We start from the raw sequence: 15178 nt of genomic DNA, 5'->3' as shown, positions 1-15178 counted from the left end.
GTCGCCAACTACCTCCTCCCCGGGGAGTACGGCGACAACGCCTTCTTCGCGAACCGCCGCGCCCAGCAGGCGGGGTACCTCGAGGAGATCCGCGACCGGTTCGACGCGCCGCTGATGTTGGCGCCGCTCCGACGCGAGGAGCCGATCGGGCTCGACGAACTGAGCGCGTTCGGTGAGGCGATCACGGGGCTGGCGGAGGTCGCCGGGACAGACGCGCCGGAGGTGACCCGCTCGTGAGCGACGCGCAGGATTCGGACGACGCACCCAGTGATTCCGACGCCGGAAGCGCGGAAGCGAACGTCGAGACGGCGCTCCGCGAATTCCTCGACGCCCTTCGCGAGTCGGAGACGTATCGGCGGTTCGTCGCGGCCGACGAGGCGCTACAGGCGGACGCCGACGCGATGGCGCTGCTCCGCGAGTACCGGCAGAAACAACGCCAGCTGCAGTGCGAGGGCTTCGACGAGTCGGTCATGGCGGAGCTGAAAGGACTCCAGTCGGAGCTGTCAGACAGCGAGATTATCCAGCGTCAACAGGCCGCACAGGACGACCTGATGGAGCTTTTCCAGCGGACGAACGACGCGGTCAGCGACGAGATCGGCGAGGAGTTCGCGCGGTCAGTCGGAGGTGGATGCTGTTGAGCGCCTCGGAGCAGAATTCCGATGCGGACGGAGCCACCGACGAAGAGGTCGTCGCGGCCGCGGAGGCGCTCGGCGAGGCGCTCGCGACGGCGAAGGAGTCGTCGTCGGAGTTCGCGTTCACGACGATGGTGATGCAGTGCAACGAGGCGATCGGCGACGAGACCGGGATCGACTACGGCAGCGTCTGCGGCGCCGACGACTGCTGTTAGCGCGGCTCGACAGCGGCCGACGATCGGTCGGAGCGCCGCCCACCCGCTCCCGCGCCCGCGTCACCCCGCGGACGGCGTCTCCGACAGGAGCTCGTCGAACAGCGCGACGACGCGCGCTTCGATCTCGTCGCGGATCTCGCGAACCTCCTCGATCGGACGCCCGTGGGGGTCGTCGAGCCCCCAGTCGCGGTTCTCGCCGTTCCACGCCGCGGGGCACACGTCCGACGCCGAACAGCCCATCGTGACGACGAGGTCCATCGCCTGCAACTCCTCGGGCGTCACCTCACGCGGCGTTCGGTCGCGCAGGTCGACGTCCAGCTCTCTCATCGCCTCGACGACGACGTCGTGGACGCGGTCGGCGGGCCGCGTCCCGCCGGTGACGACCTCGATCCGATCGGCCGCGTCTCGACGGTCGCGCTCGCGCTCGGCGAACGCGGCCGCCATCTGGCTCCGCCCCGCGTTCTGGACGCAGACGAACGCGACGCGGTGGTTCCCCCGCTCGCTGTGTTGGATCACGACCCGACATGCGGGAGGCGTCGGTATAGTCGTTCCTCCGAACCGATATCGAGCCCGATGGAGCCCTATGGAGCCCTCTCCAGCGGTACCGAGAGCCGAACCGAGGGACCTCGTTGAGCCATTTCCGTACAACCGTCTTAGACTGACGTACGAAACCTCAGCATACCGTTTTGAGTAATCTCGGGATATACTCGATACGGTGGCTGTTACTATGTGGGGGTGTCTCGATGGTGATCCCATGACAGGGTCCTCAGAGGAACCGCTCGTGACCATCGCCGAGGCCGTTTCCGAGGAGTTGAACACGCCGATCGAGGAGCTACCCCCGCTCTCTCGGTCGATCGATCTCGAGGGGTTAGCGGCGATCGTCACGGAGGACCGATCCCACGACGTGACGGTCACGTTCTCGTATGCCGCTCACAGAATTCTCGTCCACTCGGACAACACGGTGTACGTTCGCCCGATCCAGAACGGGGACCCAGACCGACGGAACACGGTCTATTTCGGCGAGTGACGGCGACCCACGGGACACGGCTACGAGGCGAGCGCCTCGGGGCTTGACCTCGAGGTGGCTCACAGCAGCCCGCCGACGGTAAACACGGCGTAACAGGTCGCGACGAGCAGTCCGGAGTGCAACAGCGCCTCGTAGCGCCCGCGAGAGGCGGTGCCGGCGAACCAGCCCGACGCGAGCATCGTCGCCTGCGTGACGACGTACAGCCGGAAGCGCTCGAGCTCCGGGTGGACCGTCTCGGGCTCCGTGACGAGGTCGGTGGCGGCGGCGAGCTCCGCGAGCCGGGCGGCGTCGATCACCTGCGTGTTGACGACGGCGACGACGCCCGCGACCAGCGTGGCCGCGGCCCAGCCGACCGCGACGTACGGGTGCATCGACGAGCGGAGCGCCCGCTGCTCGCTGTACAGCTGCCCAACCTCGATCCGGAGCGTCTCGAAGACGGCGTCGGCGTCGCTGCCGGCGTTCAGGGCGCCCGTGACGAGCCCCAGCGTGCCGTCCGCGAGCGGCGTCCCCACGCGGTCGACGAACCGACCGATGGCGGCCGCGCGGACGTCGGGCGGCTCTCCCTCTCCCCCCGTGGCCGTCGTCGACCCCAGCGCGAACGCGAGGGCGGCCACGTCGTCGTCGAGCACCCCGAGGTCGACGTCGCGGGCGACGGCCGCGACCGCGTCCGGGAACGGGCGACCGGACGCGACGTGCCCGGAGACGGCGTGGACGAAGTCGGCCAGCTCCCGGTCCTTCGCGTCGTCGATCCGGGTTCGCCTGACCGCGACGACGCCGACGGGCACCGCGAACGCGGCGTACGAGAGCAGCACGACGTTGACGAGCGTGTAGTCGGCGACCGCGAGCCCGACCGCCAGCAGGGCGGTCGGCGGCGCGCAGACGACCGCGGCGCTCGTCGGGTTGCGGCCGGCCGAGGCGGCGATACGGCGGGGGGACCCGGGCAGGTCGTAGCTCGCGCGTTGGCTCGGCGGCCGCAGCGTCCCGACCGCCACCGCGGCCGCGAGCCCGAACGCGACGAGGAAGCCGACCGCGCCGTAGAGCACGACCGCCCGCGTCGGCACCACGCCGACCGGCGTGTCGACCGGCGGGAGCAGCTCGGGGACCACGACGGTGAGCGCGGTCGCGCCGATGACGAGCAGGGCCGGCAACACCAGCACGGCGACGAACAGCTCGGTGAGCAGCTCCAGGAACCGCCTGGCGCGCTTGCGGGCCCGGTCCTGCCGGTGGGTGAGCATGCGGCTCTCCGTTCGGAGGTACGCCGCCAGGGCCTCGTCGCCGGTCGCGGCGTGCTTGCGGAACTTCAGCAGGAACGGCGCGAGCAGCTCTCGCGAGGGCGTGTCGCGGGCGACCCGACGGAGCCCCTCGTCGAGGCTCCCGGCGAGCCGCGCCGCGTTGAGCGCCTTCCGCAGCGAGGTCGCCGTCCCGCCGTACGCGTCGCTCGCGGCAGTCTTCGCCACCATCTCTCGGGGGCCGTCGCTCCCGGACGCCAGGAGTTCGAGGTACCGGACCGCCGCCGGGAGCGTCCGCTCGATGTCGGTCCGGCGCGTCGCCGTGAGCCACCGGAGGTGGAGCCCGCCGAGCCGCACCGTCGCCCGCTTCGCGAGGACGCCCGCGAACGCGGCGAGCGCGACGGCGACCCCTCCCGCCGGGAGCGCTCCGAGCACGGCCGCCGCCGCGCCGCCGAGCCGGGCTGCGGCGGCCGCGAGCAGGTCGGGGATCGTCCCGAGCGCGACGAGGAGCGTCGGACCGGCGACGGCGAGCGCGACGAGCCACGAGAGCCCGTACGCCCGCGACAGGTACGTCTCGAACCCCGTGTCCAGCGCGGTCCCGCGGTACCGCTTCCGGTCGGCGTCGTGGCGGCGGTCGCTCGCGTGGCGCGCGAACAGCGCGTACAGCACCCGGTCGACCACCGTGAGTCGACCGCTCCGGAGGAACCCGTCGGCCTCGGCGGCGTCGGCGGTCCGGCCGGGGTCGGCGGCCCGGCCGCCCTCGCCGGCTCCCTCGTCGGCGTCGGTCGTCGGCGCCCCCCTCACGGCTCACCCCGCCCGCCGGCCCTCTCGGTCTCCCCGGTCGCCTCCCCCAGCGTCCGCGCCGCGCGCTCGACCGTCGCGGCCTCGTCGGTCCGGAGGTCGGCGAGGAACTCGAACAGCGCGTCGAAGTCGTCGACGCCCTCCCGAACGAGGTACTCGACGTACCGGCGCTTGGAGACGAACTCCGCCGCCACGGCGTCGACCCCGCGGTCGGTGTGGTCCGCGATTCGGGCGAGGACGTGGAGGCGCGGTCCCTCGCCAGCGGCGGTCGGTTCGGCGGTCTCGGGCGCGCCGGGGAACCGGAATTCACCGTCGGCGTCGCGCCACGCGACCGTGTTGTGGTACACCGCCGCTCCGCCCTTGTCGACGACGCCGGCGCCGCCGTGCTTGGGGTTCCCGGTCGGACTCCGCTTCGCCTCCGGGTCGAGCGCCTCGTACTCGTCGGCCGAGAGCAGCTCGACCGCCCGCGAGACGTACCGCTCGCCGCCGACCTGTCGGGGGAAGACGACGAGGTCGATCTCCCGCAGGAGGTACGGCGGGAGCCCGCGTTCGATCACGCGGTTGACGAGCGCCTCGACGTCCTCGGCGTGGGTGGTGCCGATCACGCCGTGTCCCGTGTTCAGCGTCTCCGCGAACGTCTCGAAGCTCGCCGGCGTGTTGACCTCGGCGATCACCTCGACGTCGGGGTTGAGGTAGTTGGCCTCGGCCATCAGCTCCGACATGCTCACCGCCTTGTACGCCTCCTCGTGGTCGCGGGTCGTGAGCGACACGCCCGTCTCGTGCGGAAGCCGGACCTCGCGGGACCCCTCGTCGATCGACACCGGCCGGTCGTCGAACGGGATGAACGGCGTGTGGGCGTTGAGCAGGGTGGTCTTCCCCACGCCGGTGGGCCCGGCGAAGAGGACGACGCCGCGGTGCTCGTAGCACAGCCACAGCAGCGTCACCAGCTCCGCCGACAGCGTCCCGCGGTCGACCAGGTCGACCGGCGTCATCGCGTCCGCGCGCTGCTTCCGGATCGAGACGTGCGGGCCGTCCGCGGAGATGACGGGCAACGCCACCGCACACCGGATCGTCTCGTCGACGCCGCCGATATCGAGGTTCACCTTCGCCGAGGGCGTCGAGGCGTTGAGCTCGGTCCCGTCGCGGGCCGCCAGCTCCGTGACGACGTTTACGAACGTCGTCTCGTCCGCGAACGCGAGGTTGGTTGGGACGCGGGTTCCGGCGTCCGGGGCCGGGCCGTCGCGGTCGGGTTCGCCGTCTGTACCCCGGAGCACGGACGCGCGCGGGACGACCTTCACGCGCTCGCCGACGCGGTTCGCCTCGACGTCCTCCAGGTTCGGGTCCCGGATCGGCACCGTGAGGATCCCCTCGCCGACGAAGTCGCGGAGGACGTAGTACGCCAGGTCGTCGAGGCGGTCGCGGGCGTACCGGGAGTCCACCGGCGGCACGGCGAGCCCGCGGTCGGCGAGCGCGGCGCGGACCCGGTGGACCGCCGCGTCGAGCCACGCCCGGGTGTTGCGCGCGGTGAGCCGTCGCGAGAGGAACCGGCGGGCGTGTTCGGCGACGAACGCCTCGCGGTCGTCGACGACGCCGTTCACGGTCGTCTCCCAGATCCGCGCTTTGCACTCCTCGATCAGCGCCTCGTCGCCGGGGAGGAGGTCGGGTTCGAGCACGGCGTACTTCGTCTCGAACGCATCGGAGCCCAACAGCCGCTCGCGGTAGACGACCACGTCGACGGAGAGCCCGGCGAACTCGACCGCGTACTGGGCGAGGCGCTCGGCGGCGACGCGTTCGACGTACTCGGCGTCGGCGTCCACCCCGGTTTCCAGGGGCGCGAACGTCTCCGTGTGGACGACCAGCTCGCGCTCGTCGCCCACGTCGGCCACCTCGATCCGGCCGTCCAGGGCGAGGGGGGTCAGCTCGCCGAGCAGCCGGAGGTCCCGCAGGGCGTGGTAGTCGACCCGGCGCCGCGCGGCGGCGCTCGCGTCAAGCAGTCGGTCGAGCGCGCGGTCGTACTTCGGCTCGAACCCCGCCTCCGCCCGCTCGACGACCCCGACGCGCGTGAGCGGTCGGCGGTGTCGGACCGCGGAGAAGTGGTCGCGGACGCGCTCCAGCGCCCGCTCGTCCGCGGGCGACAGCGGCGGTTCGCGGACGTCGTACCCGAACCGCCCGCCGTCGCGCTCGCGGACCGTCGCGACGACGCCCGGTGCGGCCTCGTACTGCGCCCGCACGTCGGGCGCGTACCACGCCTCGGGGTCGTCCGGCGGGACCGGTGCGGGCACCGCGCCGCCGGGGTCGTCGTCCGCGTCGTCGACGATCCGGAGCGTCGGCCCGTCGCTCACGGCTCGCCTCGCGCCGTCGTCGGTCGGTGCTGCGCTGCGTCTGCGTCGCTGCGGGGCGTCATCGGTCGGCTCGTTCGCGGGTGACGGTCGCCCCGAGTTAAGTTTTCATATCTGTTCTGACACGACGTTTCAGCTCCGGGAAACGTCGACGACCGCCGTTTCCGAGAAACGCCGCGGTCCTCGTCAGCGCGCACCCCGTCGTTCGCGCGACCGGTCCGCCGAGGGTGCCAGAAAACGTTGCCCGAACTGATGGCTCTTTTATTCCCTTGCTGAAAGACCAACGAGATGTCTACACTCGACCGACTCGAACAGGTGGGAGAGTTCACGAGCAAGTACTTCGTCCTCTGGGTCCTCGTCGCCTCCGGGGCCGCGCTGTACGCCCCGTCGGCGTTCACGCCCATCGCCGAGTACATCACGCCCCTCTTGGGGATCATCATGCTCGGGATGGGGTTGACGCTCACCCCTGACGACTTCAAGCGCATCGTCGAGCGCCCGCGGGACGTGGCGATCGGCGCGGCGGCCCAGTGGCTCGTGATGCCGACGCTCGCGTACGCGCTCGTCGTCGTCCTCGGGCTCCCGTGGGAGGTCGGCGTCGGGCTGATCCTCGTCGGCGCGGCCCCGGGCGGGACCGCCTCGAACGTGATGACGTACCTCGGTCGGGGCGACGTCGCGCTGTCGGTGACGATCACGACCGTGACCACGATCGCCGCCCCGCTCGTGATGCCGGCGTGGATCGTCGTGCTCGCCGGCGAGCAGATCTCGGTCACCTTCGCGCAGCTGTCGGAGACCATCATTTGGGTCGTCCTCGTGCCCGTCGTCGCGGGGCTCGTCCTCCGGCTCCTCCTCGACCGATACGCGCCGACCGCGGCGAAGGCCGGGCTCTCGGTGTTCCCGGCGATCAGCGTCCTCGCCATCGTCGCCATCGTGGCCGCCGTCGTCGGGCTCAACGTCGAGAACATCCTCACCGCGGGCACGCTCGTCGCCGTCGCCGTCGTCCTCCACAACGGACTCGGCCTCGGGGCCGGGTACGGGATCGGCAAGCTGACCGGGATGACCGAGGACCGGGCCCGCGCGTGCGCGTTCGAGGTCGGCCTCCAGAACAGCGGGCTGGCCGTCGCGCTCGCGACCGCCTTCTTCGACCCGATCGCGGCGCTGATCCCCGCGCTCTTCAGCGTCTGGCACAACGTGTCGGGACCGGCGCTGGCGACGTTCTTCACCCGGAGCGACGGCGAGCCGATCGCCGAGTACGAGCCGGCGGTGGGCGCCGACTGAGCCGGGGGACGCTCGATCCCGCCCCGGTGTTCACGGAGACCGTCTCCCTCGACGAGGTCGCCGAGGGGTACCGGATGATGGACGAGCGCGAGGCGATCAAGGTGCTGGTCGAGCCCTGATCGCCCGCGTGAGGACAGCCCGGCCGATCGGTGCCCCGGTCGAGACGTTCACTCGGTTCCGACTCAGAGAAAATACCCCCGCGTGAGGTAGCTTTATTTTCATGGACGAGCGTCATAGAGCCGCTATATGACTGACGTCACTCTTCGCCGGACGCAGCTTGCAACGCCCGCGAGCGACGAGAAGATGATGCACTCGGCGGCCGGCAGCGACGCCGACGAGGTGTTTCTCGATCTCGAAGACTCCGTGGCCCCGAACGCGAAGCCGGACGCGCGCGAGCCGCTCATCAAGGCGGCCAAGGAGGAGGACTGGAGCGGCAAGGTCCTCAGCTTCCGGATGAACGGCATCGACACCAAGTGGTGGTACGACGACCTGATCACGGTCGTCGGCGAGGCCGGCGAGCACATCGACGACATCATCGTCCCGAAGGTGAAGTCGGCCAGCGACATCCACACCGTCGAGAACCTCCTCGAACAGGTCGAGGTGAACAACGGCCTGGAGGTCGGCGGCATCGGCCTCGAACCCCAGATCGAAGACGGCGAGGGGATGCACAACGTCCACGAGATCGCCCACGCCTCCGACCGGCTCTCGTCGATCATCTTCGGACCGGGCGACTACTCCGCGGCGATGGGGACGCCCGGACTCGACATCGGCCAGTTCCCGGAGTATCCGGGCCACTACTGGCACCACGCCCTCTCCGAGTGTAACGCCGCGGCGAAGTCCGCCGGCCTGCCGTGTCTCGACGGCCCGTACGCCGACATCGAGGACGCCGACGGGTTCCGCGAGTCCGCCGAGAACGCCAACATGATCGGCTGTGACGGCAAGTGGGCGATCCACCCGTCGCAGATCGAGATCGGCAACGAAGTGTTCGCCCCGGACCCGGAGACCGCCGAACGCGCCAAGCGCATCGTCGACGCCTACGCCGAGGCGATGGAGGAGGGCAAGGGCGCCGTGAGCGTCGACGGTCAGATGGTCGACGAGGCGACCAACAAGATGGCCCAGGACATCGTCGAGACGGCGAAGGCAGCCGGCATCCTGTAATCGGCCGGTCGCGCGCTCGACTCGTTCGACTTCCGATCCACCGTTTTTTCGGCGTCGCTCGCGTCGGGGGGCGGCGGCGCTCTCGGTCGGGAGCGCCTGACGCCTCACCGGCGAAAAACCGCCCGTCGCTCGACGACTCCGCTTACAGCGGCTCGATCAGCTCGACGGCGTGGCCGTCGGGGTCCTTCACGAACGCGGTGCGCGCGCCGGCCTCCGGCTGGTCGCCCGGCTCCTTCACGACGCCGTGGTGGTCGATCGCCTCGAACGCCGCGTCGACGTCGTCAACGCCGACGGCCACGTGGTCGTACCGGTCGCCGTCCTCGCTCGGCTCCTCGCCGTCGGTGTCGGACAGCTGGAACTCGACGCCGGCGTCGTCGGCGACGTACACGTTGCGCGTGTCGCCGTCGGCGGTCGTGAACTCCCAGGAGCGCTCGAATCCGAGCTGCTCGACGTACCAGTCTGCGGTGCGGTCGGCGTCGGCCACGTTGAGACACGTGTGGAGTATCTCCATGTGCGGGACTCACCCGGCGACACAATAAATCCGATCGGGACCGACGCGCTCCGCGGGACCGACGCGCTCCCGAAGGGCCCGAACCCGCGCCGACGGGACCGGCGCGTGCTTCCGGCGCGCGCCCCCCGACGCTGCGACAATAGTTCAGGGCGTATCGTCCGACGAAAAAAGCGGAACGGCGGGACTGTCGGCCGTCGCCGCCGACTCCCGATCATATTGGTTTTTAACAAAGGATTTATCCTCTTTTCGACCCGGAGTTGTAACATGGCAACCGAACCCACGAGAGGGAGTGGCGCGTCCGACCTGGACACGTCGGCGGCGGCGCTCGGCCACGATCGGCCGGACGTCCCCGCGTATCGAGCGCTCGCGGAGGACCTCCGCGAGCGCGTCGGCGGCGAGGTCCAGTTCGACGAGTACGCGCAGGTGCTGTACGCGACGGACGGCAGCATCTACCAGGCGCGTCCGGCCGGCGTCGTGACGCCGCGGTCGGTCGAGGACGTGCAGGCGACGATGCGGGTCGCGGCCGACCACGAGGTCCCCGTCATCCCGCGAGGCGCGGGCTCCTCGCTGGGCGGACAGACGGTCGGCCCCGGCTGCGTCGTGCTCGACTTCTCGCGGTACATGGACGAGATCGTCGAGGTGCGGCCCGACGACCGCCGCGCGGTGGTCCAGCCCGGCGTCGTCCAGGACCACCTCGACGACCGGCTGGCCGAGGACGGACTCAAGTTCGCGCCCGACCCGGCCTCCTCGGCGCGCGCGACCGTCGTCGGCGGGATCGGCAACAACTCGACGGGGGCGCACTCGGTGCGGTACGGGATCACCGACGCGTACACGGAGGAGCTGAAAGTCGTCCTCGCGGACGGCTCGCTCATCGAGACTCGCGAGGTCGTCCTTGACTCGCCGGAGTACGAGGAGATCGTGGAGAAGGACGACCGCGAGGCCGCGCTGTACGAGACCGTCCGGCGGCTCGTCGAGGAGAACGAGGCGGAGATCGACGAGAAGTACCCGAACCTCAAGCGCTCCGTCTCGGGGTACAACCTCCACAAGGTGATCTACGAGAACGACGACGGCGAGGAAGTCATCAACCTCTCGAAGCTGTTCGTCGGCGCGGAGGGGACGCTCGGCACGATCGTCGAGGCCGAGGTGTCGCTCGTTACCCGCCCGGAGGAGACGGCGCTCGCGCTGTACACCTTCGACTCGCTGGTCGACGCGATGAAGGCGGTTCCGGAGGCGCTGGAGTTCCCGGTGAGCGCGGTGGAGCTGATGGACGACGAGGTGTTCTCGCTGGCGGCCGGCTCCACGGAGTTCGCCCAGTACGCGGAGCCGATCCCGGACCGCGCGGCCGCGGCGCTCATGCTGGAGTGGGACTCGGAGCTGGTCGACGACTTCGAGGCGGCGATCGCCGACACGAACGCCCACTTCGTCGACGAGGGCGACGCCTTCGACGTGCTGGAGGCGTACACGCCCGAGGACCAGGCCGACGTCTGGAAGCTCCGGAAGGCGGCCATCCCGCTGTTGATGGGCATGAAGGGCGACCCGAAGCCGTACCCGTTCATCGAGGACGCGACGGTGCCGCCCGAGGAGCTCGCGGAGTACGTCGGACAGTTCGAGGAGGTCCTCACCGACCACGGCACCTCGGCGGCGTACTTCGCGCACGCCGGGTCCGGCACCCTCCACATCCGGCCGATCCTCTCGCTGAAAGAGGAGGAGGGCGTCGAGAAGATGCACTCCATCTCCGAGGACGTCACCGACCTCGTGTTGGAGCACCACGGCGCCTTCTCCGGCGAGCACGGCGACGGGCTCGCGCGCACCGAGTTCAACCCGAAGATGTACGGCGAGCAGCTGTGGAGCGCGTTCCAGGAGCTCAAGTCGACGTTCGACCCCGAGTGGCGGATGAACCCCGGGAAGGTCGTCTACGTTGACGGGGACACTGCCGCCGAGCGGGGCTACCCCGAGACCGCCGCCGACACGGACATGCGCGAGAACCTCCGGTACGGGCCCGCCTACCAGTCGATCGAGCCGCAGACGACGCTCGATTTCGAAGACGAGGGCGGCTTCTCGCACCTCGTCGAGCTGTGTAACGGCTGTGGCACCTGCCGGGAGGTCGACTCCGGCGTGATGTGTCCGACCTACCGCGCCTCAGAGGAGGAGATCCAGGCGACCCGCGGCCGTGCGAACATGCTCCGGGCCGCCATCAGCGGCGAACTGGACGAGGACGAGATCCACTCCGACCGGTTCCAGGAGGAGGTGCTCGGGCTCTGCGTCGGCTGCAAGGGCTGTAAGAGCGACTGCCCGACCGGCGTCGACCTGGCGAAGCTCAAAGCCGAGGTGAAACACGAGCACCACAAGAAGGAAGGGGCCGGCTTCCGCGAGCGGATCTTCCGGGACATCGACCGCTTCTCGGCGCTCGGGAGCACGCTCGCGCCGATCTCGAACGCGGCGACGAAGATCCCCGGCGCCCGCGCGGTGATGGACGCGGTCGCCGGCATCGCCCCCGACCGCGAGCTGCCGACGTTCCGCTCCGAGAGCTTCGAGGAGTGGTTCGCCTCGCGCGGCGGGTCGACGGTCGACCCCGAGGAGGCCGTCGACACAGTCGTGCTGTTCCCCGACACGTACACCAACTACAGCTACCCGGCCGCCGGGAAGGCCGCCGTCGAGGTGCTGGAGGCGGCGGGCGTCCGCGTGGAGGTGCCGGACGACCTCGCGCCCTCGGGCCGCGCGGCGTTCTCGACCGGGTTCCTCGACGTGGCCCACGAGCGCGCCGAGGCCAACGTCGCGGCGCTCGCGCCCCGCGTCCGCGACGGGCAGTCGGTCGTCTTCGTCGAGCCCTCGGACGCGGTGATGTTCCAGGACGAGTACCTCGACCTCCTCGACGGCGAGGACGTCGAGGCGGTGTCGGCCGCCGCCTACGGCGTCTTGGAGTACCTCGACGCCGGCCGCGTCGACGAGCGGCTGGCCTTCGACGCGCCCGCGGAGACGCTCACCTACCACGGGCACTGCAACCAGAAGGCGACGAACAAGGACCACCACGCGGTCGGCGTGCTCCGGCGCGCCGGCTACGACGTCGACCCCCTCGACTCCTCCTGCTGTGGCATGGCCGGGTCGTTCGGCTACGAGTCGGAGCACTACGACATCTCGAAGGCGATCGGCCGGATCCTCTTCGACCAGGTCGACGAGAGCGACGGGGAGACGGTGACCGCGCCCGGCGCATCCTGCCGCTCACAGCTCGGCGACCGCGACGCCGACGCCGAGAACCCGCCGCACCCGATCGAGAAGGTCGCCGACGCGGTGACCGGGCCGGCGGCCGACGCCGTCGCCGACGCGGGCGCCGCCGGCGCGATGAGCCCGTCGCCCGCCGACGACTGAGTCGGCGCCGTCGCCCCAGCTGCTTTTTTGCGGTTTCGTCCGCCACTCCGCGATCCGGCCGCTCTCGTCGCCGTCGACGCCGATAAAAAAAAAGACCGCACCGTCGCGCCGTTCCCGCGCTCAGAACACGGCGGGGAACAGCACGTAGCTGAACAGCAGCGCCAGCAGTCCGACCCCGGTCGCGTAGTACAGCAGCGGGATCAGGTTCAGCCGCATCACACGGCCCTCCTGTCCGAGGAGGCCGACCGTCGCCAGCGCGGCGACGAGGTTGTGGATCGCGACGAGGTTCCCGATGGCGCCGCCGACGGCCTGCGCGCCGACGATGATCGTCCGCGGGAGCCCGAGCTGCGTCGCCGCCTCGAACTGGAACGCGCCGAACGTGATGTTCGAGACGGTGTTCGACCCGGCCATCGCCGCGCCGAGCGCACCGATGAGCGACGCGAAGGCGGGATAGGCGGGACCGAGGAGGTCGGCAGTCGTCTGCGCGAGCAGGACGATCATGCTGACGTCACCCGGCGTGTTGCCGGGGTGCGCACCGGACTGGAGCATCACCTGCACCATCGCGATGACGAACACGAGCGCGATGAACGGGGAGACGATCTTCCGGGCGGCCTCCTTCCACGCTTCACCGACCTCCTGTCCGGACATGCCGAAGATCGGGACCGCGAGCACGGCGCTCACGAGCAGCCAGAAGCCCGGCACGTTCATCCACGCCACGGCTCCGCCGAGACTGGTTCCGAACATCTCGTTGACGGTGACGATGAAGACGTCCTGGTTGATGAACGTCGAGACCGGGTCGACCGCCCGCGTGACCACGAGCAGGATCACGAGCAGGATGTACGGCGACCATGCCTTCAGCAGCGACATGTCCTCCCCGCCGCTGAGGTCAGCCGCCTCGCTCTCTGGCGAGACGCCGCCGCGACTCTCGGCGCTCTGACCGTTCCCGTTCGACTGTCCCGGCTCGATCGAGCCGACCCAGTGGTCGGCCCACTTCTCGCGCTCGGGGAAGTCCCACTCGTCGTCGGGCAGGAGGTACCCCGCGCGCAGGATGCTCAGCATGATCGCGCCGCCCACCATCGACCCGATGAGCGACGGGAACTCGGCCGTGAGGAACCACGCCGAGATCCAGTACGGCACCGCGAAGGCGATCCCCGACAGCAGGCAGAGCGGCGCGACCTCCCAGGCCGGCGCCAACGACCGGTCGTCCGGATCGCCGAAGAAGTAGACGACCATCCCGACCGCGAAAAGCGGCATCACGAACCCGACCAGCGCGTGGTACGTCGCCGCCCACGCGGCCACCTCGACCGAGAACTCCTGGACGGTCATCCCGCCCTCCTCGATCGCGGTGCGGGTGAACTCGACGTCGCCGAGCGGGTCCTGGATGCCGACGATGATCGGCGTCCCCACCGCGCCGTACGTGACGGCGATGATGTGGCCGATGATCCCGGCGACGACCGCCGCCAGCGCCGGGAAGCCGAGTCCCAGGAGCAGCGGCGCGACGACCGCGGCCGGCGTCCCGAACCCGGCCGCGCCCTCGATGAACGTCGCCATGAAGAACGCGATCAACACGATCTGTACGCGCCTGTCGTCGCTGACCGTCGTGAACCCGCGGTTGATCCGGTCGAACGCCCCCGCTTCCATCAGCGTGTACAGGAGCACGAGCGCGCCGAATACGATCCAGAGGATCTCGATCGCGGTCATCACCCCGACGCCGGACGCCGCGAACAGCCAGTTCGGTGGCATGTTCCACGCGGCGTATCCGACCACCATGGCCGTGACCCACGCGATGGGCATCGCGCGGGTGGCCGGCCAGAGGAGTCCGACCAGGAGAACCCCCGCGAGAAGCAGCGGCAGCGCGGCGATCGCGACGTTGATCCCAGTTGTCATGCGTCACCCCTCCGGCCGTGTCCGTTTACTCGATTCCGTCGCCGACTCATGTGACAGGTTATCACCCACATGGAACGCGAGGTACATCACAGTCATTAGTTATAAAAGCTAATCATTCCGTCTCGTCTCGCACTCGTGCGGTTCTCGTGGCGCGCGGCGCGTTCGTATCAGCTATCCGCCACTCAGGCACGGCTCGCCGGGACCCCGTCGCTAGCGGTCCTCGTCGGGCTCGGCGTCGAGCGCGGCGTCGCGGAGCTCCCGGCAGCGGTCGCCGTCGACCGTCAGCTCCGGCACGGGCGTGGGACGCCCGTCCGCGTCGACCGCGACGAACACGAAGTACGACTCGGTTGTCACCTCGCGCTCGCCGGTGCGGGGCGACTCGCGGTACGCGCGTATCCGCGTGCGGAGGCTCGTTCGCCCGACCGCGTACACGTACGACTCGACGAGGCAGGTGTCGCCCTGCGGCACCGGTCGCTTGAAGTCGAGCCCGTTGATCTTGGCCGTGACGCACGTCTCTCCGGCGGCGCGCATCGCCGACATCGCGCCGATCTCGTCCATCCACTTGACGACGTTGCCCCCGTGGGCGGCCTCGTAGTTGTTCGTGTGCGTCGGCTGGACCCGCTGGCGGTTCTCGATGTAGGTGTCGCTGACCGATGGCATGGCGGACCCACACGCCCCCCGGAGAAAGGGGCGTCGCCGGACTGGACGGACTTATGTCGGCCCCGCACGGAGCGGAAC

At 70.2% G+C, this 15178-nt stretch carries 13 protein-coding genes and 1 pseudogene; 8 read left to right on the top strand and 6 right to left on the bottom strand.

Annotated features, from left to right (window positions below; all coding sequences use genetic code 11):
- From U4E84_RS10350 to hcsS, 3 genes are all read left to right on the top strand, one after another.
- A partial coding sequence (locus tag U4E84_RS10350) for an ArsA-related P-loop ATPase (protein WP_322532014.1) occupies positions 1-237 on the top strand: 237 nt, incomplete at its 5' end.
- A complete protein-coding gene (gene hcsL / locus U4E84_RS10345) occupies positions 234-638 on the top strand; it encodes a halo-CC-star protein HcsL (protein ID WP_322532013.1) in 405 nt (134 codons plus the stop codon). The genes U4E84_RS10350 and hcsL, both read left to right, overlap by 4 nt.
- Positions 629-847, top strand: a complete 219-nt coding sequence (gene hcsS / locus U4E84_RS10340) for a halo-CC-star protein HcsS (RefSeq protein WP_322532012.1) — start codon at positions 629-631, stop codon at positions 845-847. Before hcsL ends, hcsS begins: the two co-directional genes overlap by 10 nt.
- Before the next feature lie 60 nt (positions 848-907).
- Here hcsS and U4E84_RS10335 read toward each other — a convergent pair whose 3' ends face one another.
- Positions 908-1291, bottom strand: a complete 384-nt coding sequence (locus tag U4E84_RS10335; protein WP_345785506.1) for a low molecular weight phosphatase family protein — start codon at positions 1289-1291, stop codon at positions 908-910.
- 310 nt (positions 1292-1601) lie between these two features.
- Here U4E84_RS10335 and U4E84_RS10330 point away from each other — a divergent pair, with 310 nt between their 5' ends.
- Complete coding sequence (locus tag U4E84_RS10330; protein ID WP_322532010.1) at positions 1602-1874, top strand: HalOD1 output domain-containing protein; 273 nt, start codon at positions 1602-1604, stop codon at positions 1872-1874.
- Between the two features lie 59 nt (positions 1875-1933).
- On the opposite strand, the gene U4E84_RS10325 is transcribed toward U4E84_RS10330, so the two are convergent.
- Positions 1934-3907 carry a type II secretion system F family protein gene (locus U4E84_RS10325; RefSeq protein WP_322532009.1) on the bottom strand — a complete coding sequence of 658 codons (1974 nt, stop codon included), beginning with the start codon at positions 3905-3907 and terminating at the stop codon, positions 1934-1936.
- Positions 3904-6246 (bottom strand): type II/IV secretion system ATPase subunit, encoded by a 2343-nt coding sequence (locus U4E84_RS10320; RefSeq protein WP_322532008.1) that lies wholly within the window; start codon positions 6244-6246, stop codon positions 3904-3906. Before U4E84_RS10320 ends, U4E84_RS10325 begins: the two co-directional genes overlap by 4 nt.
- Positions 6247-6531: 285 nt before the next feature.
- On the opposite strand from U4E84_RS10320, the gene U4E84_RS10315 reads away from it, so the two are divergent.
- The 3 genes and pseudogenes from U4E84_RS10315 to U4E84_RS10305 all read left to right on the top strand — a co-directional run bounded on the left by U4E84_RS10315 (position 6532) and on the right by U4E84_RS10305 (position 8676).
- The gene (locus U4E84_RS10315) at positions 6532-7518 is read left to right on the top strand and encodes a bile acid:sodium symporter family protein (protein ID WP_322532007.1); all 987 of its coding nucleotides are present in this window, start codon (positions 6532-6534) and stop codon (positions 7516-7518) included.
- Positions 7515-7637, top strand: a pseudogene (locus tag U4E84_RS10310) (IMP dehydrogenase); the annotation flags it as partial. The gene U4E84_RS10315 and the pseudogene U4E84_RS10310, both read left to right, overlap by 4 nt.
- Positions 7638-7764: 127 nt before the next feature.
- Positions 7765-8676, top strand: a complete 912-nt coding sequence (locus tag U4E84_RS10305) for a CoA ester lyase (protein WP_322532006.1) — start codon at positions 7765-7767, stop codon at positions 8674-8676.
- 142 nt (positions 8677-8818) lie between these two features.
- Here the strand turns inward: U4E84_RS10305 and U4E84_RS10300 are convergent, their stop codons facing one another.
- Positions 8819-9187: a VOC family protein gene (locus U4E84_RS10300; RefSeq protein ID WP_322532005.1), complete on the bottom strand. Its 369-nt coding sequence runs from the start codon at positions 9185-9187 to the stop codon at positions 8819-8821.
- Between the two features lie 264 nt (positions 9188-9451).
- On the opposite strand from U4E84_RS10300, the gene U4E84_RS10295 reads away from it, so the two are divergent.
- The gene (locus U4E84_RS10295) at positions 9452-12553 is read left to right on the top strand and encodes an FAD-linked oxidase C-terminal domain-containing protein (protein ID WP_322532004.1); all 3102 of its coding nucleotides are present in this window, start codon (positions 9452-9454) and stop codon (positions 12551-12553) included.
- Between the two features lie 120 nt (positions 12554-12673).
- Here the strand turns inward: U4E84_RS10295 and U4E84_RS10290 are convergent, their stop codons facing one another.
- Positions 12674-14440, bottom strand: coding sequence for an L-lactate permease (locus U4E84_RS10290; protein WP_322532003.1), 1767 nt, complete (start codon positions 14438-14440; stop codon positions 12674-12676).
- A 210-nt stretch (positions 14441-14650) separates the two neighbouring features.
- Positions 14651-15100, bottom strand: coding sequence for an acyl-CoA thioesterase (locus tag U4E84_RS10285; RefSeq protein ID WP_322532002.1), 450 nt, complete (start codon positions 15098-15100; stop codon positions 14651-14653).
- Positions 15101-15178: the final 78 nt, after the last annotated feature.

Origin of the sequence: Halorubrum sp. AD140 (assembly GCF_034497445.1) — an archaeon.
Lineage (GTDB): Archaea > Halobacteriota > Halobacteria > Halobacteriales > Haloferacaceae > Halorubrum.
The sequence above is the reverse complement of the archived record's forward strand: the minus strand, read 5'-3'. Positions and strand labels throughout refer to the sequence as shown.